This window comes from Acinetobacter sp. PK01 (assembly GCF_022819285.1).
GTDB lineage: Bacteria > Pseudomonadota > Gammaproteobacteria > Pseudomonadales > Moraxellaceae > Acinetobacter > Acinetobacter tandoii.
The window spans coordinates 2653803-2677200 of sequence record NZ_CP094643.1; the positions used below are offsets into that span (position 1 = coordinate 2653803).

The following is a 23398-nucleotide window of genomic DNA, read 5'->3' on the forward strand; positions in this document are numbered from 1 at the left end:
GCTTATTCGTCATCTTGTTTTGCTTCAGCAGCAGGTAAATCCTTCACTGCTTCTGCAATCAGACCAAACATATAGTTACCATACGCATTGGTCTTGTCATAATGGAAACGTAAACGTGGCGTAATACGTGTCTTAATACGACGACTGAGTTCATGACGTAAGAAACCTGATGCCTTATTCAGCACATCCAAAGTTTCTTTATTTGCCACTGCACTTTGCTCATCGCCAAGCTCACGTCCCATCACGGTGACATAGACTTCTGCATAGCCTAAATCTGGGCTGACCTTCACTGCCGAGATGGTCACAAGACCACCTAAGCGTGGATCTTTCAGCTCTTGGCGGATTAACTCAGACAACTCACGTTGAACTGTATCTGCCATTCGCTTCAGACGCTGACTACCCGCCATTAAAGACTCCGTTTAATCAGTTGAACATCATAGACTTCGATCTTATCTTGGACTTTGATGTCTTTATAACCTTTCACTGCAAGACCACATTCCATACCAGCACGAACTTCTTCAACCACATCTTTATAGCGACGAAGAGATTCAAGCTCACCTTGGAATACCACCACGTCATCACGTAATACGCGAATCGGTTTATTACGGTGTAACATGCCTTCAAGAACCATACAGCCTGCTGCTGCACCAAATTTGCTTGAATGGAAGACTTCACGTACTTCAGCCACACCCAGAATCGTTTCACGATGTTCTGGTGCAAGCTTACCACTCATGGCATCTTTCACATCATCAATCAATTGATAGATCACGCTGTAGTAACGAATGTCGATACCATCTGCATCCGCTTTTTGACGCGCGGTGTTGTCTGCACGGACGTTAAAGCCGAGCAATACAGCTTCAGAAGATTCAGCCAATGTTACGTCAGACTCAGTGATTGCACCTACGCCTGAACCAATAATACGAACTTTCACTTCATCTGTTGCAAGTTCAGCAAGCGCAACATGTAATGCTTCCAAAGTACCACGTACGTCAGTTTTCAACACTACATTCACAATCGGCACATCTTTCTTGCCCATTGATGCCATAATGTTTTCTAAACGCATTGCACTTTGACGCTCAAGACGTTTTTGACGTTCACGATCCATACGGGCATCGGCCACTTCGCGTGCTTTCTTCTCGTCATTCACAACAAGAACTTCATCACCCGCCATTGGCGCTTCAGGAAGACCCAAGATTTCAACTGGAATCGAAGGACCTGCCGATTTGATACGTTGACCGTTTTCATCAGCCATCGCACGAACGCGACCATAAGATGAACCAGCAAGTACAAGATCACCCACTTTCAAGGTACCATTTTGTACCAAGATAGAGGTTACTGCACCACGGCCTTTGTCTACACGCGCTTCAATTACTACACCTTGTGCTGCACCTTCTTCAGATGCTTTCAACTCTAACATTTCAGCTTGAATTGAAATCAAGTCCAGAAGCTCATCAATACCTTGACCAGAATGTGCTGACACCATTGCTACTGGAACGTCACCGCCCCATTGCTCAGGCACGATTTCTTTGGTAGTTAATTCATTCAATACGCGATCTGGATCAGCTGATTCTTTATCCATCTTGTTGATTGCAACAATAATAGGTGTACCTGCTGCACGCGCATGGTCAATTGCTTCAGCAGTTTGTGGCATTACACCATCATCTGCCGCCACAACCAAGACTACGATATCAGTCGCTTTCGCACCACGTGAACGCATTGCAGTAAATGCAGCATGTCCAGGAGTGTCTAAGAAAGTAATAATACCTTTGTCCGTTGTCACATGGTAAGCACCGATATGCTGAGTAATACCACCAGCTTCACCTGCCGCCACTTTCGAGCGACGAATGCGGTCAAGCAATGATGTTTTACCATGGTCAACGTGACCCATAATTGTAACAACTGGTGGACGTGTTGTTTGAGCACCACGTGCCTCTTCAGCTGCTTCAAGCAAGTTATCTTCAGCTTGTGTATCTGATACCAGAACCGGGTTATGCCCCATTTCTTCAACTACAAGTGCTGCAATTTCTTGATCAATCGCTTGGTTTTGCGTAACCAATTCACCCATTTTCATGAGCGATTTAATCACTTCACGCACCTTAACCGCCATTTTTGCGGCTAAGTCAGCAACTACAATCGTTGAACCAATTTCAACATCATAAACTTGCTTTTTAACAGGTTTTTCAAAACCATGTTTATTTGCTGTACTGGTTTTCAAACCGCGTTTATGTGTGTTGTCACGGAAAGATTGCTCTTCACCACGACGACCACCTTTCTTCGGTGCACGTGCACCAGGCGTATTGGTTCCACGTTTGATATCACGGTCTTCTTTCGCAAATGAATCTTCATAAGCCTGACCAACTAGACCAGCCGCTAACGGAGAATCATCAATCACGCGAATCGTGGTGGTCGAATCTTCAGAAGAATATTTCGACGCCATTTTACGCATTTGTTCAAGAGTACGTTGCTGCGCTTCTTCAGCTGCTTTACGACGTGCTGCTTCTTCAGTCGCTTTTAATTGTGCAGCTTGTGCTTCACGCGCTCTCTTCTGCTCAGGAGTTTCAATCACTTTAACTTGTGCTTTAACTACTGGCTTATTAGTCGATTTACGCTTCACCACAACAGCCGCTTTTGCTGTTTCTTGCTTAGTGGTTTCTTGCTTTGCTGCTGCACGCATTGCTTCTAAGTTTGCAGCTGCTTTATTTGCCACTGGACTTTCAGCTGTTGCTTTAGGTTCAACAGCCGCACGAGTCTGTTGTTCAGCTTGTGCTTTCGCTAAAGCTTCTGCTTTGATTTGTTCAGGATCAGGCTTAGTAAATGTATGCTTCTTACGAACTTCTACATTAATGGTTTTTGCCTTACCTGAGGTACTTGCCACTTTAGCAGTACCTGTAGTTTTACGTTTCAACGTGATTTGTCCTGCTTGCCCTACGTCTTGACCATGAACTTTCTTCAAATGGTTAACGAGGGTATCTTGTTGTTCAGTAGAAATTATGTCGTCAGCTTTACGTTGCGGTAAACCTGCATCGCGAACCTGCTCTAGGAGCTTGTCTACAGGACGTCCTACGCTGAGTGCTAACTCTTGAATCGACTTGTCCGTCATATATTACCTCCTAGTTAAACCATGATTCACGCGCTTTCATAATCAATTGACCCGCTTGCTCAGCCCCTAAACCTTCAATATCCGAGATATCGTCAGTCGCTTGGTCTGCCAAGTCATCAACAGTCACTACTCCGCGTGCAGCCAATGCATACGCGATTTCCTGTGTCATTCCTTCCATTGCAAGAAGTTCAGCACTTGGATCTTGGATATTTTCTTGTTGTTGTAATGCATCTGCCAATGCCACTTCTTTGGCACGACTTTGCAACAACTCAACAGTTTCAGCATCCAACTCAATTTCATCAAATGTTTCAGCTGGGACATAAGCAATTTCTTCTAGAGAAGTAAAACCCATCTCCACCAACGCCATTGCTAAATCTTCTTCAATGTCTAAACGTGATACAAATAAGTCTAGATATTGTTGCGCTTCATTTTGCTGACGAGCATGATACTCTTCTTCAAGCATCATGTTTAATTTATAGCCAGTCAATTCAGAAGCTAAACGCACGTTTTGGCCTTGAGAACCAATCGCACGTGCAAGTTGATCGCTAGTTGCGAAAATAATGTCCGCAGTACGCTCTTCTTCATCAATCACGATACCAGATACATCAGCAGGCTCTAAAGCGCTGGCAATGTATTGTGCAGGATCATCAGACCATACCACTACATCAATACGCTCACCATTCAATTCCTGTTGAACTGCTTGAATACGCGTACCACGCATACCAATACAAGCACCTACAGGATCAATACGGTGGTCATTGGTTTTCACTGCAATTTTAGCACGCACACCTGGTTGACGCGCAGCAGCTTTAATCTCAATGATTTCTTCAGAAATTTCAGGGATTTCTTTTTTCATCAGAGCCATGAGCATTTCAGGGCGTGAACGTGACAATAATAATTGTGCGCCACGACCTTCACGATTTACGTTAAACAAAATCGCATTCATGCGTTGTTTTGGACGTAAAATTTCTTTCGCGATCATTTCTTCACGCGCAAGATACGCTTCAGCATTATCACCAAGGTCAATAATGAAACCATCTTTGGTTTGCTTTTTCACTTCACCGTAAATAAGCTCACCAACTTTAGATTCATATGCATCAGCAACTAAAGCACGTTCAGCTTCACGAATCTTCTGTACGATCACTTGCTTAGCAATTTGCGCTGCAATACGACCGAAATCAATAGATTCCACTTCTAACTCACGAATGTCACCAATCGACCATTTCGCTGGATCTACATCAGAAATAGCATCTTGACATGCAGGCATTTCATGATCTTCATCTGCAACCACTTCCCATTGGCGGAAAGTACGATAGTCACCAGTTTTACGATCAATCTCTACACGGAGACGCGCTTCTTCAGAGTTGGTTCCTTCGTAAAATTTCTTTTTCGTCGCAGCAACAAGCGCTTGTTCTAAGGCTTCGAAAATCGCTTCACGAGGTACACCTTTTTCATTACTAACCGTTTCAACGACGGTAAGAATTTCACGTGCCATAAGCCACCTATTCGTTCAGATTCTTATAAATTAAATTAATCTTGATAAACCAGATTTGCTTTGTCGATATTGTTGCTATCAATTTCAAGCACTTGTTGCTTTTCTACTTCAACCTGAATCACTTCATTTTCCAGATCTACTGCAACCAATTTAGCTTGAAATTTGCGACGATTTTCAACAGCACTGATCAGGCGTAAAGCAACTTGTTGACCAATATATGCCGGCATCTGCTCCAATTGGAAAAATGGACGATCCCAACCCGGAGAAGACACTTCAAGTGCATACTCACCAGAAATTGGATCATGAACATCAAGCATAGCACCCACTTGTTGAGTGACACGCACACAGTCTTGTACGCCAACACCACGGCCCAGCTCAGGCTCGCCGTCTTCATTGATCGTTGGTTCTACATTTTCATCAACAGCTTTGTCAATATAGATACGTAATAATGAACGTTTGCCTTGAGGGATAAATTCAATCCCCCACAAATCTACATTACAAGCTTGCACTGCAGGAGCAATTAAGTCTTGGAGTGCTTGGGTTTTATTTGATAACTTCATTTACTCTCGTCATTTTGTGCGATTCAATAGTCGTGTTGACCGATGAAACAGACCTACTATAGTGAAGCATGACTATTTGACCAATTGATGTCGACACTACACGATAGCCAATAAAAAAGGGCGTAATCGCCCCAATTATTACACAGAAAACCAATGTCCACTGTGCAAAAAGGCCCACTTTGTTGTGAGCCTCTTTTAGAAACTTGGTAGCGGGAGCTGGATTTGAACCAACGACCTTCGGGTTATGAGCCCGACGAGCTACCAGACTGCTCCATCCCGCATCAACGTGCAAAAATTATATACAAATATGAAATATTTTTCAATCTAAATACTTCGTACTCGCACTGATTTAGTTGCACCTAAATCAAATTGGTAGCGGGAGCTGGATTTGAACCAACGACCTTCGGGTTATGAGCCCGACGAGCTACCAGACTGCTCCATCCCGCAACAAAAGGCAAAATTTCTTAATTTAACAATTTAAATTACTTATTTTAGTTTGCTTCTAAAACAAGGTTGATTGGTAGCGGGAGCTGGATTTGAACCAACGACCTTCGGGTTATGAGCCCGACGAGCTACCAGACTGCTCCATCCCGCATCAACAGATTTGCTGCATACACCAACTTAATTTTCTGGATTCATAAGTTGGTGCGGAAGGGGGGACTTGAACCCCCACGCCCGAAAGCACTACCACCTCAAGGTAGCGTGTCTACCAATTCCACCACCACCGCAGCTGTGACGCATTCTAGTAGCATCGCCACAAAAAAGAAAGGATTAATTCTAATTATTCGCTCGTTTTAGGTGCAGCTGGCGAAGTTTCACCCGAATTAGTTGTTGCTGGCGCCGTTGTCTGTACAGATTTTAAGCTATATGCTTCTGTTGTTTGCTGTTTTGCAAATACTGCTAGCGTTAAACTAGTAATAAAGAATAAGGCTGTCAAAATTGCGGTTAAGCGGGTTAAGAAGTTACCTGAACCTGATGCACCAAAAACGGTTGCAGCGCCACCGCCACCAAAAGAGGCACCTGCATCTGCGCCCTTACCATGCTGTACAAGAATCAAGCCAATCATTAATACGGCAAGAATAATATGCACCACTAGCACAAAAGTATGCATGATGAACTCCTCGTTATTTTGTATGCGCAAAGGCCTGAGCAATTTGATAAAAAGATGCAGCATTTAAAGATGCTCCACCCACTAAGGCGCCATTAATATCTGGACAGGCCGCTAACTCTACTGCATTTTCTGGCTTAACACTACCGCCATATAAAATTGGCATTGTGCTACCCAGTGTTGTGAGCTGTTTTAAACCTTCACGAATTTTAGCATGCATGCTTTGTGCATCTTCTGGTGATGCAGTTTTACCTGTTCCAATCGCCCAAATTGGTTCATAAGCAATCACGATCTGCTGCCACTGCTCTGCCGTTACACAACTTGCAATATCACAAATCTGTTGTAATACCACTTGATCAGCTTGACCATTCTCGCGCTGCTCAAGGCTTTCACCGACACAATAAATGATCGTTAGACCTTCTGCCAAAGCATGTTTTACTTTTTCACGAATGATGTGTGGCTGATCACCAAAAAATTCACGTCGCTCAGAGTGACCAATCAACACATGTTCAATCGCGCTATCTTTTAATAAAGCCGCACTCACCTCACCCGTATATGCACCAGTCCCTGCCATACGAGAGACATCTTGTGCAACCACATGAACAGTACGATTCGCTTGTTTTAATTCGTCTTTTACTAAATGGAGTGCGATTGAAATCGGTGCAACCGCTAAATGGCATTGCGCTTGAGAAATTTCATTCTTGTTCAATAATTCTTTAAATTCATTTATAAGTTGTTTGGCATTCACCTGCATTGGATTCATTTTCCAATTACCTACAACCCAAGGCGTGATCGTCGAATCCGACATACTTAACCCATTCACAAAACAATTGATTTAAACGGCGACATTCTACACGGAATTCCAGATTGAGAAGATAATTTTCTTGACAGTTTAGTATTAACTTCACTTTTTTATATTTTTTTCAGTCATTAAAATGGCAAAAAAAATCAGTTTCATTAGACTAGTTCATGCTTTTCATGAATAGTTGGCGAAACACGACACTTTCAGATATGGTATTTTTATACAACAAAAGTATAATTTTACGATACCAATTATAAACAATTTAATTGAAGTAGGCATTAAGCGAATGACAGCACTACAAGGTTCTCCACGATTTACAGGTTTTATTCGCCGCTTGGTCGAAGATGGGATTGTTTCTACTGAAAACATGCAGGCTGCAGTTAACAGCGCAAGAAAAACAAACCAAGATATTGTCCCTTATCTAATTGAAAACCTAAAACTCAAACCGATTGTCATTGCCGAAAAAATTTCAGAAGAATTTGGTGAACCCTTATTTGATCTTTCGACTTATGACTCTGCCCATATTTTAAGAGATGTCGTTGAAGACAAATTGATTACTAAATTCCGCGTGTTGCCGATTTTCCGACGTGGACATCAACTCTTTGTAGCCACCAGCAATCCAACGCATATAGATGCCATGGATGCTATGCGCTTCAACAGCAAACTCAGTATTGAAGCGATTATTGTTGAACATGACAAATTAGAAAAAATTATTGAACAAAATTATGCAGAAGAAAGCACTTTCGAGTTTGATGATGACTTTGAATTGCACGTCCATGAAGAGCCTACGGATCAAGAAGACAATGATGAGCAACCTCAAGAAGATGAAGCTCCAATTGTCAAATATATCAATAAATTATTGATTGATGCGATTCGTATGGGCGCATCCGACTTACATTTTGAACCCTATGAAAAAGTCTATCGTGTGCGCTATCGTGTCGATGGGGTTTTACGCCAGATTGCAACTCCTCCTCTACAGTTAGCCAACCGTCTAGCTTCACGCTTAAAAGTCATGTCACAAATGGACATCGCTGAAAAACGTGTGCCACAAGATGGTCGTATTAAGCTAAAAATTTCAAAATCCAAAGCGATTGATTTTCGTGTCAACTCACTACCAACCCTATTTGGGGAAAAAATTGTACTGCGTATTTTAGACCCTTCGAGTGCAATGCTAGGGATTGATGCACTAGGTTATGAACCTGAACAAAAAGCCTTATTTATGGAAGCACTGGAAAAGCCACAAGGGATGCTACTTATCACAGGCCCGACTGGTTCTGGTAAAACGGTTTCTCTCTATACAGGCTTAAATATCCTGAACAAAGAAGATACCAATATTTCAACCGCAGAAGATCCTGTCGAAATTAACTTAGAAGGGATTAATCAGGTTAACGTTAACAATAAAGTTGGCTTGACGTTCTCTGCTGCATTAAAGTCTTTCTTACGTCAAGATCCAGACATTGTTATGGTCGGTGAGATTCGAGATTTAGAAACGGCTGAAATTGCGATTAAAGCCGCGCAAACAGGTCATATGGTGATGTCTACCCTACATACCAACAGCGCACCAGAAACATTGACTCGTTTAAGAAATATGGGCGTCCCTTCCTTTAACATTGCAACCTCTGTAAACTTAGTCATTGCGCAACGACTAGCTCGTCGACTCTGTTCACAATGTAAAGTACCTGCTGAAATACCAAAAAATAGCTTGTTAGAAATGGGCTTCACTGAGCAAGAGATACAACAACCAGACTTTAAAATTTTTCAGCCTGTTGGTTGTTCAGAATGTCGAGACGGCTATAAAGGGCGTGTGGGGATTTATGAAGTAATGAAAGTTACACCTGAAATATCCAAGATTATTATGGAAGATGGCAATGCAATTCAAATTGCAGAAGCATCGGCAAAATTGGGGTTTAATAATCTACGTCTTTCAGGTTTAAAGAAGGTCATGCAAGGGGTAACTTCACTACAAGAAGTCAATCGCGTGACCAGCGAATAAAGTACGTATTTAAAATAAGGATAAATGCATGGCTGTCAAAAAAGCACAGATGATGCCAACCTTCAGTTATGAAGGAGTTGACCGCAAAGGGGCAAAAATTAAAGGGGAACTCCCTGCACGGAATATGGCTTTAGCTAAAGTCACCTTACGTAAGCAAGGAGTTGCGATTAAAACCATTCGAGAAAAACGCAAGAATATTCTTGAAGGTTTGCTAAAAAAGAAAGTCAGCACACTGGATATCACCATTTTCACACGCCAATTGGCCACCATGATGAAAGCTGGCGTACCCTTGGTGCAAAGCTTTGAAATTGTGGCTGAGGGTTTAGAAAATCCAGCAATGCGTGAAGTCGTCCTAGGAATTAAGGGTGAAGTCGAAGGTGGTAATACCTTTGCTGGCGCGCTAAAAAAATACCCACAGTACTTTGACAATTTATTTTGCTCGCTGGTTGAATCTGGTGAACAATCTGGTGCACTTGAAACCATGCTAGATCGCGTCGCGATTTATAAGGAAAAAAGTGAACTTCTGAAGCAGAAAATCAAAAAAGCCATGAAATATCCTGCCACAGTGATTGTGGTGGCGGTTATTGTCACCATCATTTTGATGGTGAAGGTTGTTCCTGTATTCCAAGATTTATTTAGCTCATTTGGCGCTGATCTTCCAGCTTTCACCAAAATGGTCGTCAATATGTCAGAGTGGATGCAAAAATACTGGTTCATTCTGATTATTGCGATTGGTGTATTGATTGCTGTATTTCTTGAAGCGAAAAAACGGAGTAAAAAATTCCGCGACTTTTTGGATAAAGCAGCATTAAAAGCCCCTATTTTTGGTGATCTGGTTTACAAAGCCATTATCGCGCGCTACAGCCGCACTTTAGCCACCACCTTTGCTGCCGGTGTTCCACTGATTGATGCTTTAGAATCAACTGCTGGGGCAACCAACAACGTAGTCTATGAGCAAGCGGTACTTAAAATTCGAGATGATGTTGCAACTGGTCAACAATTGCAGTTTGCTATGCGGGTCACTGATAAATTCCCTGCAATGGCAGTACAAATGGTTGCCATTGGGGAAGAATCTGGTGCACTGGATGCTATGTTAGATAAAGTTGCCACACACTATGAAAATGAAGTCGATAATGCCGTCGATGGCTTAACTTCAATGATGGAACCCTTAATCATGGCGATTCTTGGAGTACTTGTAGGCGGGCTAGTTGTTGCTATGTACCTTCCAATCTTCCAAATGGGTTCTGTGGTTTAATGCAAGATTTACTTAATTATTTTATTCAAAACCCAACTGCACTTTATATAGCAGTTGGGATTTTTAGTTTATGCATTGGTAGTTTTTTAAACGTTGTCATCTATCGTACTCCCAAAATGATGGAACAAGAGTGGCGTCAAGACTGTCAATTACTCCTTCATCCTGAACAAGCCATTTTGGATGAAAAAAAACTCAGTCTCAGCCAGCCCGCTTCAACCTGCCCGAAATGTAAGAAACCTATTCGTTGGTATGAGAATATCCCTATCATTAGCTGGTTAGTATTGCGTGGTAAATGCGGAACCTGTAGTAACCCGATCAGTATCCGCTACCCTTTGGTTGAATTGCTGACTGCAATCTGTGCTTTAACAGTCGTCGCGGTCTATGGTCCCACCTTACAAATGTTGTTTGGATTAATTTTCACCTATACATTAATCGCACTAACATTTATTGATTTCGATACCCAACTTTTACCTGATCGTTATACCTTGCCATTGGCAGCATTAGGACTGGGAATTAACAGCTATTCTATTTATACCTCACCAAGCGTTGCCATCTGGGGCTATATCATTGGTTTTCTTTGTCTTTGGATTGTGTATTACCTGTTTAAAATTATTACAGGTAAAGAAGGCATGGGCTATGGTGACTTTAAATTACTGGCTGCTTTAGGGGCGTGGATGGGTCCTTTGATGCTGCCATTGATCATACTACTGTCTTCTTTGGTTGGAGCAATCATTGGAATCATTCTTCTCAAAATCCGTAAAGAGAATCAACCTTTTGCTTTTGGCCCCTATATTGCCATTGCAGGTTGGGTTGCCTTTTTATGGGGTGAACAGATTATGAAAGTTTATCTAGGACAATGAGCATGCAAGCGCCATTCATTCTTGGTCTTACGGGTGGAATTGGTAGCGGGAAATCTGCTGCCAGCCATTGGTTTGAAACACAAGGCATTCAAGTGGTCGATGCTGATATTGTCGCGCGTGAAGTGGTCGAACCCGATCAGCCTGCCTTACATGCCATTCAAGCTGCTTTTGGTGACTGGGTACTCGATAAAACAGGCGCACTCAATCGTAAAGCCTTACGTGAACACATCTTTCAACATGCCGATGCACGTAAAGTTTTAGAAGGCATCACCCACCCTGCTATTCGACAATCAATTATTCAGCAACTGCAAGATGCCACAAGTCCTTATGTGATTCTGGTCTCTCCGTTACTGCTAGAGACCAATCAACATGAGTTGAGTGATCGTGTCTTGTTGATTGATGCATCTGAAGACTTACAAATTGAACGTGCTAGCCAAAGAGATCGCCAAAGTATTCAGCAGATTCGACAGATTATTCAAGCACAAATGCCTCGAAAGCAAAAGCAACAGCTAGCGCATGATATTGTGCTCAATGATGGTCATCTCAGCCATCTTTATACACATCTTGAACCTTTACATCAAAAATATTTAAGTATGGCAGAGCAAAAGAAGTCGCTTTAAGATGACTTCTTTTGTTGATCGAGTTGCGCTTGTAAGGTGTCTTTACGCAACCAGCGCCACGGCTGCAAAGCTCCAAATCCCATACCTAACAAACCACAGATAATTGCCAAACTTAACGGTTCATGTAACAAAGGCACTGCCAAAATCGCTGCAATAAATGGTGCTAAAGTCACGATACTGCCTGCTTTAAACGCACCTAAGCGTTTAATTGCCTCCACATAAGTCAGCGTTGCAACAATCACCACAAAAATGCCATGAAATAATGTTTGCAATACCAAATGTATAGGCTCAGGCTGATCCAGATGTTTCGGTAAAAATAACAAATAAATCGGTAAATAAATGATGGCAGACCAAATCGCGACACTCGCCATAGAATGCCAAGCGGAAAGTTTCCATTGCCTCAATAGAACCGTAAAAATCCCCCACCACATCGCACTCAACAGAAACAATAAGTCACCAAAACCAAAAGCAACCCCTGTTTCCTGATACATCAGATAAGACATTGAGCCAATTGCGGTCAGCATAATAGCTAAACTCAACCATGTATGGCGATCAAAAGGATGTTTAAACAGTACATAGGCTGCAATCGCCGTGCATAGTGGTAAACAGCCATTCAAGAAAATCGCGGCATGTGCCGCTGGGACATAATGAAATGCGCTATATGACGTTAAGCAATATGCCACACCACCAATGAGCGCTAAAATAATAGGTTGCTTATGCCACAAAAATGCCGTGTCTTTCTTATAAATTAAAATCGGCATTAAAATACAAAACGCCAGTGCAAAACGTAGTGCAGTGATATCCCACGCACTGATATGCCATTGCGCACTTAAACGGGAGGTTAAAGTAAAACCGCCCCAAATGCACATTGTTATAGCAACAAATAAATAACCTTGGGAGCGGTGTGAAATCATGATTTAAACAATATTTTAGAAAATAACGGCGAATCAAACACTTTGGCGTTGGCGACAAGCTTCATACAGTGCCATGCCTGTAGCGACACTCACATTTAAACTTTGCAGGTTACCCGCCATCGGAATATACACGGTTTGATCACATTGCGACTGGGTAATTGGGCGTAGACCTGTATCTTCAGCACCCATCACCACACATACCGCGGTTCCAGTAAAATCGAACTGTTGTAATGGAAGTGCTTTCTCATCAAGCATAGTCCCCACCACACGCACATTAAACTCATCTTTAATTTGCGCTAAAGTTCGTGCCAAATTGGTCACTTGGATAAACTTCACCTTCTCCGCACCACCCGCTGCCACTTTACGTGCGGTCGGGGTTAAGCTTGCTGAACGATCACGTGGCACAATCACGGCTTCAACCCCCATTGCTGCTGCAGTACGGATACATGCACCTAGATTATGTGGATCCGTCACTTGGTCTAAACCGAGTAACAAACAATTTGGTGATTGTTTAAGTAAGGCTTCGAGATCTTTTTCATTTAAAGTTGGATGCGGACGTACGGCAGCCACAACCCCTTGATGGAATGGTAAACCCGCCATTTTTTCCAATCGATCACGACCAGTTTGTTGTACGCTAATCCCAAAAGGCTCGGCCAACTCAAGTACACGTTTTAAACGTTGATCATCACGACCTTTTAAGGTGAACAAAGTTAGAACACGTTCAGGCTCCAATTCTAAGAGCGACTCTACTGAATGAACCCCATAATAATATTCAGGTTTTGCCATGAACAACCTCAAGTAAGCAGAAAGACAGGGAGAAAATACAAATAGAAAATCCTGCAAAGTTGCCTTTACAGGATTTTGACTTAAGCTATAGTTTAACTGATTTTGGTTAAAATAGCTTTGCTTATCCGTCCTAGACTTAGCCTTCTAAATGGCAAACATAATCCAAGACTTCATCTGTTTCGATTTTAAAACGGCTATTGCCTGGCACATAAAAAGATTGTCCTGCACGGAACAATTCACTTTCTTCGCTATCCGCAATTTTTACACGGCACTCACCAGAAATAATTTCCATACGCTCAGGCACATGTGTTTCAAACGTTAAGGCTTGTTCAGTTGGAAGAATAACGCCTAGGGTTTTTTTGGTTCCATCTTCAAATTGAACGGTATGGCTAATGCATAACCCACCAAAGTAAACGTTCGATTTTTTGATAACTGATACATGATCAAACTGAGCTGACATGCGTATTCTCCAGATGATGCGCATAAATATCTTAATGATTGATGTAGTTTAAATAGGCAATAGCAACTAATCAATCGGTGTTTATCTGTAAACAGCATTTTTCCTAGAAAACCTAGCGTCACACTTTTACAGCCCCATTTTAACTGAAAAAGTGTATCTGATTGATGTCTTAGACTCAAATTGCTTTAGTCTTAAATCTTTACTATGCAATTGAAAAAATTACGCTAATATAGAATCCAATACAGTTTCAGCATCGTCTGTAACTTGTGATAATTAAAAAACTTGACTATCTTACAGAAACCAAACTTTTCGCAGCTTGGACGCGTTTATGCTGACACATTTAACTCTCATCAATTTTGCCTTAGCTGATCACTTAGCCATTGATATTGATCAAGGTTTTAATGTTCTTACAGGTGAAACTGGCGCAGGAAAATCTTTATTACTGGATGCGCTCTCGGCGAGCTTAGGCGAGCGTACAGACACCAATTACGTCCGCTATGGTGCAGATAAGGCAGATATTACTGCCGTATTTAGCTATGAACCGCATAGCCCTGAAGCCTCTTGGTTACAGCAACATGAGTTAGATGATGATTCAGGCGAAATTCATTTAAGACGTGTCATTTTTGCAACGGGTCGCAGCAAAGCTTGGATTAATGGCCGCCCAAGTAGCTTGTCCGAACTTAAAGAATTAGGGCGACTTTTGGTTCAACTCTATAGCCAGCATAGTCAGCAACAACTTTTAGAACCACCTTATCCGAAGCACTGGCTTGATCGTTACAGTAATTTTGCGCAACCTGCACAACAGGTCAAAGAAGCCTATTCAAATTGGCAGCAAACCATTCGTCAGCATCAGGCTGCACTCGATGCACAAGCTAGCCGCAAGCAACGTATTGAAACGCTTGAGTTACAACTTGAAGAATTAGAAGAAGTAGTACAACTGCAATATAAAGAGATTGAACAGGAGTTCGATCGTCTCAGTCATCATGAACACATCATGCAAGATTGTAGTTATACCTTAAATACTTTAGATGAAGCTGAGCAAAACATTAATCAGGAATTGTCTGTGCTCATTCGTCGCTTAGAGTCTCATGCAGGACGCAGCGAACAATTGGCAGAAATACATAACTCGATTCTGAATGCGCAAAGCGAATTGGAAGATGCAACGGCAAATTTACGTCAGTTTATTGACCGTCAGAGCTATGACCCTGAACGCATGGAAGAATTAAATGCTCAACTTGAAGTTTTTCATCGTTTTGCCCGTAAATATCGCACCCAACCAGAAGCTTTAAATCAGGAATACCAAGGCTGGCAAGTAGAGTTAGCACAGTTGCATGCCCTAGAAGACCCTGAAACTTTAGCCGAACAAGTCGAACTGGCGCATCAGGACTTTTTAAATAAAGCACAACACTTGGATGAAATACGACGTGCAGCCGCAACGCCATTGGCCAAACAATTGACCGAGCAAGTCAAACAACTGGCGCTGCCAGAAGCCCATTTTGAGTTCAAGTTTGAACCGCTAGAACAAGCTTCTGCCGATGGACTAAGCTTTATCCAGCTTTTATTTACGGCCAATAAAGGCATTCCTGCACAGCCTTTGGCACGTGTGGCTTCAGGTGGTGAGTTGTCTCGTATTGCCCTCGTGATGCAAGTCATGAATGCAGAGAAAACCGAAGCCGAAGTTTTGGTTTTTGACGAAATTGATGTAGGCATCAGTGGTGGTACTGCCGAAATTGTGGGTCGTCTACTGGCTGATTTAGCACAACATGTGCAAATTCTCTGTATTACTCATCAGGCACAAGTGGCGGCACAGTCAGATCAGCATTTACTGGTGAAAAAACAGCAAACCGACCCTGCAAGCAGCACCATTATTTCACTTGAAGAACAGCAGCGAATTTTGGAATTGGCACGTATGACAGGTGGTGTAGAAATTAGTGAAACTACGCTCCAGCACGCAAAACAACTCAGACAATTAAAATTTCAACCCGTATAAATTTAATGTCGAAGCTGTAAAAAAAGATTGGTGAATAGCACAAAGTCTTGTAAGTTGAAAGCATATGGACTGTTGTCTTCACATAAATGACTTTTTTAAGGAGAAATGCTTAGGTGACCAAACAATATCTCACGCATCGTTGCCTGATTGCCCCGCCAGAAATGAAAGATGAGTTTTTTGCTCATACCGTCATTTATTTGGCTCGACATGATGACGAAGGTGCGCAAGGCATTATTATCAATCGACCTTCTGGCATTTCTGTAAAAGAATTACTTAATGATCTAGAAATTGATGCAGATAATGTACATCCGCATGATGTGTTACAAGGTGGCCCGTTACGCCCAGAAGCAGGCTTTGTATTACATACAGGACAGCCGACTTGGCATTCATCGATTGCCGTCGGGGAAAATATCTGCATTACCACATCTAAAGATATTTTAGATGCGATTGCCCATAACGAAGGTGTAGGACGTTATCAAATTGCTCTAGGTTATGCCAGTTGGGCTAAACATCAACTGGAAGATGAAATTACTCGTGGCGATTGGCTGATTTGCGATGCCGATATGGACCTAATCTTCAATTTACCTTATGGCGATCGTTGGGACGCAGCGTACAAAAAAATGGGCGTCGACCGTAATTGGTTATCTTCAGAGATTGGTCATGCCTGATTTATCCCCGTCGCAGTTAATCATGGCATTTGACTTTGGCACACAAAAGATGGGCATGGCTGTAGGACAATCTATCATTTCCAGTGCCAACCCATTGCCTTTGTTCCCCATGAAAGATGGCATTCCCAACTGGGACAATTTACTTAAAGTGGTCAAACAGCATCAACCGAACTTATTTTTAGTCGGTTTACCCTTGAATATGGATGATAGCGAATCGGAGCTTTCAACCCGTGCACGCAAATTTGCTCGTCGTTTGCGCCATCAAACTAATATCGAAACCTTGATGGTCGATGAGCGCCTAACCACCCGCGAAGCACGTGATGAACTCGATCATTATCAAGCACAAGGGCGTGGAAAAAAACTTTCTGCCGATAGTCTTGCCGCCGCACTACTGATTGAAAGTTGGTATCGTCACCCCGAAGGTGTACAGCCTTAAAGCTTGATCTGGAAAAGGAACTTTATAATCCTTTTCCATATTTATTACTGCTTGGTCTGGATATGAATAGTGGCTGTTCGTCCCGCAACAAATGCCAATTGGTTTTTCGGCATTTCATCTAACACAATTTTCACAGGTACGCGCTGGGCCAAACGCACCCAAGTAAAGGTTGGATTGACATTTGCCAACAAAGTAGAGCTACTCGAACGTTCACGATCTTCAATCCCCGAAGCAATCCCCTGCACATGACCTTTAATTTTCTGATCATCACCCATCAACTGAACTGTTGCAGGATCTCCAATTTGAATATGGTTCAATTTGGTTTCTTCAAAATAGCCCACCACATACAATTGCTGACGATTGACTAAGGCAGCAACAGCATCGCCAGTTTTGACATAATTACCCACCTGTAAACTAAAGTTAGATAAACTTCCATCCGCGGGAGCAACTACCGCGGAACGAGTCAAATTGAGTTGTGCTAAATTTAAATTACTGTTTGCCACTTCAATTAACGCTTTTTGTTGCACAATATTGGCTTTGGCCTGTTCAATAGCTGCCAACATTTGTTCATGTTCGGCATGTGATTGATCACGCGCTGCAAACATTTGATCCTGTTCTTGTTTAGAAATTGCCCCCTCCATTAAATTGCCAAAACGACTGGCATTTTTATCTGCCAAATTGGCATTGGCTTGAGACTTAATCACGTTGGCTTTCGCTTGGGCCAATGCAGCTTCTGCTTCTGCCAAACCTGCATGGGCTTTTGCTAAATCTGATTTTGCCTGCTCTACATCCAGTGCCTGACGTGCGATATCGATTTTAAACAGTACCTGTCCTTTTTTAACAGTTTGGTTATCTTGAACCAAAACCTGAGTGACTAAGCCAGAAACGTCCGAAGATACTTGCATGACATCCCCTCGAACACGACCATCACGTGTCCAAGGCGCTGAATTATAATAATTCCATAAATGTACCACTACGTAGATTGCGGCCAATAACATCACAGTAGTGATAATAGGACGTATGACTTTACGTGTATCTAAGGTATTCATTTCTGTTTCCTCTTCTCTAATTCATTCATCTGTATGGCCTAAATACCCCAAAACAGTAAAAACACTTCATGTACGCCCATTAATAAAATGATATAGAGGCAGATATTGAAGATACCCGGTAATGCAACCCAACCTTTATCCACCCATGGATTGGTCAAGATTGAAACCATTTTAAAGACTAAAAATGCAACAATTGCTTGAATCAAGAAAACAGGAATATAAATTCCATACGCATTTAACTCGCCCATTTCAAGCTCCTGTCTCTGTCGCATGTATCATTTCCGCTGAGGGTGGCTCATGGAAAATACTGCTGCGGATATTATTGATATTCATTTTTACCCGCATACAAAAATCCGCATTCGGTTCAGCTGCTAAGCACTGCTCTACATGCTGCAACTCAGCAAAAACCTGCTGCTTTAAGCCTTCAGGTAAAATCTGTTGCTTTTCTTGCACCAAAAAGGCTTGTTCTAAACTGTGTTGTAAGGCAATAAAAGCCTGCTGTAAGCTCACACTGACGTTCGGGTTCTGGATAAATTCAGCCAACCGACTCAGATTGATGACTGCACTGGTTTCAATCAATGCTAAATTCATAGCCTGCTTAAGCTGCTCAGATTGAACCAATTTGGTATTCAACACCCCAATACGATCAAGCATACTGCGTAAATGGACTCGAAATTGAACCCCGTAAGGAATAAACAAAGCTTCACGCATAGCTCGGTAATGCAACGACAAAATTCGACTAGCACTGGTTTCTGGCGACATGGCTCGAATAAAATAAATAGCAAAAATCGAGATAATTGGACCCATCACCCCTGCTAAAGCGGTATCAATGAGCAAGACGGCATCGGTGCTATAACGATTTTGCAAATTTAAACTCATGATGAAGTTAATCAACATTGGCAATGCCAAACCCATTAAAGGCGGATTCGGCAACATACTCAGCAAGTACAACGATAACGGCGCCAATACAAATGCCAACTGCCAGAATTCATGTACTTCAGGCATAATCACAAAAGCATAGAACATGGTAATGATTGCCGCATAGACTGAACCACGAATAAACAAGCGCAACGCAGGTACAGGGTTGTCTAAGCCTGACAAAATACATACCGTAACTGCGGTCAACTGCGCCATCATATAGCCCGCGTGCCAACCACTATAAATCCAGAGCAAAAATGCAATCGTCGTCGCAATCACGGCGGCGACAGCACTACGAACTGCCATACCATGGTCTCGATGCAAACTTGGGTACGAGGTAGTTAAAGTGACAATCTGCCCTGGAATGCGCTTATCACCTTGCTGAATCAAATCCCATAAACATTTAATGGTCACTACATTTTCTACAAAATGGCGAATGTCCATTTTCAAAGCATGCAAAATAATCTGTTGCTCAGCCGTCGCCAATTCTGATAACGCAGTAAAATCTTGCTCAAAGCTCTCTGGTAGTTGTTTGAGTTGATCAACTTGCACATGTTGCTGTGCGCGTAAAAACTGTAATACATGCTCATGTAGCACTGGTAAAACTTGCCGATAACGGGTATCTATTTGATCTAGCTGAGCAACCCGTTCAGACATGGCCACCAGATTAGCCACCGTCATGCTGACTTGGTGCAATAATTCTTGCAGTGACTTAGTCATCCCTTGTAGGGCGCCACGTTCATAACTTAAATGTACCGCCAAACCATGAATATCGGAGGTATCACGGGTAATGGCTGCCAACAATTGAGTATAGCGATGGCTGTGTTCTGGATCGGTTAAAATGCTGTGAAAGACTTGACGGGTATCATCCAAAGTTTTTTGGACCCGCTTTTGTACCAAAGCCCCTAAATGTACAGGAAATAGAGTGCTCGACACCACTGCACTGCATAATACAGCAACCGAGATTTCTAAAATTCGCCCCAAAGCCATATCGAACACGCTATGGGTACTAATACTATTAATTGAACTGCACACTACCATGACCGTGGTATAACCTGCCAACATAAAGACATAACTACGTGGCGTACGATCCAATAAGGAGATATACAGACACAGCCCCACCCACCCTGCTAAAACCAGTGTAAAAAAGATAGGAAGATCAATAAATTGGGGAGTCAATACAATCGCAATAATCCCACCGATTAGCGTACCCAAAATACGGTAAACCGCCTTAGACGACACCATACCTGCATACGGATGCGCCACAATAATCACTGTGCCTGCCGCCCACATGGGATAGGTCAGGTCGAGTGAGAATGCAATAAAAAGGGCCAATAGCATCGCAATAAAGGTTTTAACGGCAAAAACCATATCCATACGACTTGGACGAAAGGCCAAAATCGGCTTAATTAACAACATCGCCCCATCCTTTAGACGAAATGAACAGGATCATCTTTTTCAAAGCCACACCAATGTCGACAATATTAATATGCAAACGCTGTCCTATCCGCAGAATTACGGTAACAGAAGATATTCATGCAATAAGAGGGCAGGTTTTGACGTTAGGAAAACGTCACAGCTGCAATTCAAGCGTAAATTTCGCACAACAAAATTTACAATGAGAAGTTCAATCGCGTTATTTTCATAATAATTACGATAAAAGTCAAACAAAATATCTTATTGTGATAATTTGATTTATATTTATAAAATTATTGGTGTTAAATTTAATCAAATTATCGACGGTTTCTTAATTTAGAATCTGCTATTGTTTTATTACAAAAGCTCTGCATGACCAACAACAATTTGTTATAACATCATTTTAAATGTCTTTTTCTTTTTGACGTTGTGGCTTCTTATGACACTTTCTAGTTTTGGTAAAATTCTCACCGTTTTAGACCTGTTTTCAGTGTCTCGCCCAATCATTAATGTCGATATCATTAGTGAAGAACTTGGCCTTTCTAAACCAACCAGCTATCGCTATTTAAAAGAATTGGTTTCTGCTGAACTGTTACAGCGCCTAAGTGGTACATCTGGTGACTATACGCTTGGCTCAAAAATTGCCGTTTTAGATTATATCTCACACAAATCTAATCCATTGATTCAAATCAGTATTCCGTTCATGAAAGAAATTGCTGAACGAACAGAATTTTGCTGCCTCTTAACACATTTAAATCATGATTCTTGTATCGACTTACATCATGAAGTCACCAAAGGGGTAACATTATTATCCTATGGTCGAGGCTGCCCTCGCCCAGTCTATGTGGGATCCTCTCCAAAAACGATTATTTCGCATTTACCCAAGCAAGGTATTTTAGATTATTACCGACGTTTTTCGGCCCAATTGGCGGAAGTTGGTTTTGCTCAGAATGATCAAGATTTCTTAAATAAAATGAAGAAAATAAAGAAACAGGGCTATTATTTCTCAAATGGTGAAGTCGATCCAAACGTATCAGGATTGTCTGTTCCCATCAAGTTTTCCAGTAAAGAACCTCCTTTGGCGTTGACCGTACTCGGCTCCAGAAACCGTTTTGAATTTGTGAACCTAGATAAACTCATTGAAGTCTTACATAGCAATGCCGCCTTGATTGAACAACAATTTATTGCTTTATCGACGGTACCCGCTGAATTGTAAGTGGTGTCACGTATACAAGAATTGAACAAAGCTATTTAGCTTTTCTGGTTGATAAAATCAACATATTCTCATAATATGATTATAGTTCTTCAGCAGCTTTATGTTTCCATGACGTATTGCATGCGCTATTCTCCTCAAAGTTAAAAAGCTCAAGCAATGTCTTGGGCTTTTTAATCTATAGAGCCTTTTGGCTTACAATTTTCAATTTAAAGACATAAAAAAACTCCATATCTGGAGTTTTTTTAGGACCAATTAAGGCTGCTTTAAATACGGCCATGCCGCTTTTAAATAAATGAACATCGACCATAAAGTCAGTACGACTGCCGTGTACAAAAGTAAATAAGCCAAAGTTTCTAAAGGTTGCCAATTGAGTAAAAACACTGAAATTGCAATCATTTGAAAGGCTGTTTTGTATTTCCCCACGGTAGAAACAGCTACATTGGTTCGTGCTCCAAGCTCCGCCATCCACTCTCTTAATGCAGAAACCGTAATCTCACGCGAAATAATAACAATAGCTGCAAAAGCCATTGAAATGGACGGTTGCCATTGCACCAAAACAATTAATGCTGCTGCGACCATCAACTTATCTGCAACAGGATCAAGGAAACGACCAAAGGCAGATGTCTGATTTAAAGTTCGCGCTAAATAGCCATCAAACCAATCTGTCACTGCGGCAAGGACAAAAATAGCAGTCAAAATAAGATGCCGCGTAAAGCCCCCATCATGTCCTGCAACGCCAATGGCTGGTGGCCAATAGGCAATTAATAAAAATACAGGAATCAAGGCGATACGCGCCAAGGTCAAGATATTTGGAATGTTCAGGATTCGACCTGCTGTCATAGACACCGCCAACTTTTCCCCTTTGTGAGCGATGATGCTATGGTTCAAACGACCACATCTAACTCATCGTATTTAGCGCCACTTTATACGAATTGAGATAGAGTGTCACTAGGCAAACACGGTAACTGTCTGTCTGGAAATCGCAATTAAGCGATTTTCTGCATCCCATAAATGTGCATATTCTGTGGCATAGCCTTCCGCAGCGTAGTCCGTAAATACTTTATATTTAAACCAATCATGCAAATTTTGCTGTAATGGATTTACATAAGTCACATGCCAGGTTAAAGAGCTGGCGGGTGCAAATGTCTTAAATAGCGGTAAACCCCCCGGTGGCCAAATATCAAAAAGCGTCATTAAATCGGCAACCTCAAAAGGCCGATCGCTATGCTTTTCGGGATGAAACCGACACCAGCCACCAAAGTCACTTTGTACGCTGCCAGTACATGGTGTTTCACCTTCAGCCCAACGCACATCAAACTGCTGATAACATTGCGGAAATTGAGTATTGAATTGCATGCTTTGTAATTGTTGAGGAGCGATATAATTTGGTGCGGTGCGTTCTTGGCGCACTTGAATTTCAGAAGATCGAGCAGCACCAAAGCTGGCAATTAAAATACTTTGTACAGCATCATCTTGCCATAAACGTACCTCAATAGTGGTCACAGACTTACCCTGACGTAAAATCTCGGCGGTCAGTCGTGCCAAGCCCTGTTGAACTGGTCCAACAAAAGTGACACTGGTACTCAATAATCGCTTGGAACGATCGGCAATACTGAGCAACGCCTTTTGCATCATCAGACCTGCAACCATACCACCGTAAATAGTTCGCCCCTGTAACCAGCCTGTCGGTATTTCAATCCATTCATTCTGCTCAAGTGCTTGATACACAGCTAACAGTGTCATGCCTGTCTC

Annotated in this window: 22 protein-coding genes and 4 tRNA genes; 8 read left to right on the forward strand and 18 right to left on the reverse strand. The window is 42.0% G+C overall.

The genetic code is table 11. The annotated features are described in order from the left end of the window. Positions 1–2: 2 nt before the first annotated feature. The 10 genes from MP622_RS12490 to tpiA all read right to left on the reverse strand — a co-directional run bounded on the left by MP622_RS12490 (position 3) and on the right by tpiA (position 7071). On the reverse strand, positions 3–407 hold the full coding sequence (locus MP622_RS12490) for a ribosome-binding factor A (RefSeq protein ID WP_016168393.1): 405 nt from the start codon (positions 405–407) through the stop codon (positions 3–5). Continuing rightward, positions 407–3100, reverse strand: a complete 2694-nt coding sequence (gene infB, locus MP622_RS12495; protein ID WP_016168394.1) for a translation initiation factor IF-2 — start codon at positions 3098–3100, stop codon at positions 407–409. Before infB ends, MP622_RS12490 begins: the two co-directional genes overlap by 1 nt. 10 nt (positions 3101–3110) lie before the next feature. Next, positions 3111–4595, reverse strand: coding sequence for a transcription termination factor NusA (gene nusA / locus MP622_RS12500; protein ID WP_016168395.1), 1485 nt, complete (start codon positions 4593–4595; stop codon positions 3111–3113). Between the two features lie 35 nt (positions 4596–4630). Next, complete coding sequence (rimP, locus tag MP622_RS12505) at positions 4631–5155, reverse strand: ribosome maturation factor RimP (protein WP_104441190.1); 525 nt, start codon at positions 5153–5155, stop codon at positions 4631–4633. Between the two features lie 204 nt (positions 5156–5359). Beyond that, a tRNA-Met gene (locus MP622_RS12510) sits at positions 5360–5436 on the reverse strand. An 89-nt stretch (positions 5437–5525) separates the two neighbouring features. Then, positions 5526–5602: transfer RNA gene (locus MP622_RS12515), tRNA-Met, on the reverse strand. 71 nt (positions 5603–5673) lie between these two features. Beyond that, positions 5674–5750, reverse strand: a tRNA-Met gene (locus MP622_RS12520). 48 nt (positions 5751–5798) lie between these two features. Then, positions 5799–5883, reverse strand: a tRNA-Leu gene (locus MP622_RS12525). A gap of 53 nt (positions 5884–5936) precedes the next feature. Continuing rightward, on the reverse strand, positions 5937–6266 hold the full coding sequence (gene secG, locus MP622_RS12530) for a preprotein translocase subunit SecG (protein ID WP_016168397.1): 330 nt from the start codon (positions 6264–6266) through the stop codon (positions 5937–5939). 13 nt (positions 6267–6279) lie between these two features. Then, positions 6280–7071, reverse strand: coding sequence for a triose-phosphate isomerase (gene tpiA, locus MP622_RS12535; RefSeq protein ID WP_243791222.1), 792 nt, complete (start codon positions 7069–7071; stop codon positions 6280–6282). A 280-nt stretch (positions 7072–7351) separates the two neighbouring features. On the opposite strand from tpiA, the gene pilB reads away from it, so the two are divergent. From pilB to coaE, 4 genes are read left to right on the forward strand one after another with little or no spacing between them, the layout of a single operon-like run. Further along, positions 7352–9058 carry a type IV-A pilus assembly ATPase PilB gene (pilB, locus tag MP622_RS12540; protein ID WP_016168399.1) on the forward strand — a complete coding sequence of 569 codons (1707 nt, stop codon included), beginning with the start codon at positions 7352–7354 and terminating at the stop codon, positions 9056–9058. Positions 9059–9086: 28 nt separating this feature from the next. After that, the gene (locus MP622_RS12545; RefSeq protein ID WP_243791224.1) at positions 9087–10313 is read left to right on the forward strand and encodes a type II secretion system F family protein; all 1227 of its coding nucleotides are present in this window, start codon (positions 9087–9089) and stop codon (positions 10311–10313) included. Further along, entirely contained in the window at positions 10313–11173 is an 861-nt protein-coding gene (locus MP622_RS17410) for an A24 family peptidase (RefSeq protein ID WP_279577664.1), read from the forward strand. Before MP622_RS12545 ends, MP622_RS17410 begins: the two co-directional genes overlap by 1 nt. Before the next feature lie 2 nt (positions 11174–11175). After that, positions 11176–11793: a dephospho-CoA kinase gene (gene coaE, locus MP622_RS12560; protein WP_243791225.1), complete on the forward strand. Its 618-nt coding sequence runs from the start codon at positions 11176–11178 to the stop codon at positions 11791–11793. Here the strand turns inward: coaE and MP622_RS12565 are convergent. The 3 genes from MP622_RS12565 to MP622_RS12575 all read right to left on the reverse strand — a co-directional run bounded on the left by MP622_RS12565 (position 11790) and on the right by MP622_RS12575 (position 13953). Next, complete coding sequence (locus MP622_RS12565) at positions 11790–12707, reverse strand: DMT family transporter (protein WP_243791227.1); 918 nt, start codon at positions 12705–12707, stop codon at positions 11790–11792. The genes coaE and MP622_RS12565 overlap by 4 nt on opposite strands. Before the next feature lie 33 nt (positions 12708–12740). Next, positions 12741–13493, reverse strand: a complete 753-nt coding sequence (gene rlmB / locus MP622_RS12570) for a 23S rRNA (guanosine(2251)-2'-O)-methyltransferase RlmB (RefSeq protein WP_243791229.1) — start codon at positions 13491–13493, stop codon at positions 12741–12743. A gap of 136 nt (positions 13494–13629) precedes the next feature. Continuing rightward, a complete protein-coding gene (locus MP622_RS12575) occupies positions 13630–13953 on the reverse strand; it encodes a pyrimidine/purine nucleoside phosphorylase (protein ID WP_016168405.1) in 324 nt (107 codons plus the stop codon). Positions 13954–14281: 328 nt separating this feature from the next. On the opposite strand from MP622_RS12575, the gene recN reads away from it, so the two are divergent. From recN to ruvX, 3 genes are all read left to right on the forward strand, one after another. Beyond that, a complete protein-coding gene (recN, locus tag MP622_RS12580; RefSeq protein WP_243791231.1) occupies positions 14282–15943 on the forward strand; it encodes a DNA repair protein RecN in 1662 nt (553 codons plus the stop codon). Positions 15944–16056: 113 nt separating this feature from the next. Next, positions 16057–16611, forward strand: a complete 555-nt coding sequence (locus MP622_RS12585) for a YqgE/AlgH family protein (RefSeq protein ID WP_016168407.1) — start codon at positions 16057–16059, stop codon at positions 16609–16611. Then, positions 16604–17047, forward strand: a complete 444-nt coding sequence (gene ruvX / locus MP622_RS12590; protein ID WP_016168408.1) for a Holliday junction resolvase RuvX — start codon at positions 16604–16606, stop codon at positions 17045–17047. The genes MP622_RS12585 and ruvX overlap by 8 nt, the downstream gene beginning before the upstream one ends. A 44-nt stretch (positions 17048–17091) precedes the next feature. Here ruvX and MP622_RS12595 read toward each other — a convergent pair whose 3' ends face one another. From MP622_RS12595 to MP622_RS12605, 3 genes are read right to left on the reverse strand one after another with little or no spacing between them, the layout of a single operon-like run. After that, positions 17092–18096, reverse strand: coding sequence for an HlyD family secretion protein (locus MP622_RS12595; RefSeq protein WP_243791232.1), 1005 nt, complete (start codon positions 18094–18096; stop codon positions 17092–17094). Between the two features lie 38 nt (positions 18097–18134). Continuing rightward, positions 18135–18344: a DUF1656 domain-containing protein gene (locus MP622_RS12600; RefSeq protein WP_044739178.1), complete on the reverse strand. Its 210-nt coding sequence runs from the start codon at positions 18342–18344 to the stop codon at positions 18135–18137. 1 nt (position 18345) lies between these two features. Continuing rightward, positions 18346–20433: an FUSC family protein gene (locus MP622_RS12605; RefSeq protein WP_243791234.1), complete on the reverse strand. Its 2088-nt coding sequence runs from the start codon at positions 20431–20433 to the stop codon at positions 18346–18348. 436 nt (positions 20434–20869) lie between these two features. Here MP622_RS12605 and MP622_RS12610 point away from each other — a divergent pair, with 436 nt between their 5' ends. Continuing rightward, complete coding sequence (locus MP622_RS12610) at positions 20870–21646, forward strand: IclR family transcriptional regulator C-terminal domain-containing protein (RefSeq protein WP_243791236.1); 777 nt, start codon at positions 20870–20872, stop codon at positions 21644–21646. A gap of 252 nt (positions 21647–21898) precedes the next feature. Here MP622_RS12610 and pgsA read toward each other — a convergent pair whose 3' ends face one another. After that, positions 21899–22486, reverse strand: coding sequence for a CDP-diacylglycerol--glycerol-3-phosphate 3-phosphatidyltransferase (pgsA, locus tag MP622_RS12615; protein WP_016168414.1), 588 nt, complete (start codon positions 22484–22486; stop codon positions 21899–21901). Between the two features lie 108 nt (positions 22487–22594). After that, the gene (locus tag MP622_RS12620) at positions 22595–23389 is read right to left on the reverse strand and encodes a thioesterase family protein (RefSeq protein WP_243791238.1); all 795 of its coding nucleotides are present in this window, start codon (positions 23387–23389) and stop codon (positions 22595–22597) included. Positions 23390–23398: the final 9 nt, after the last annotated feature.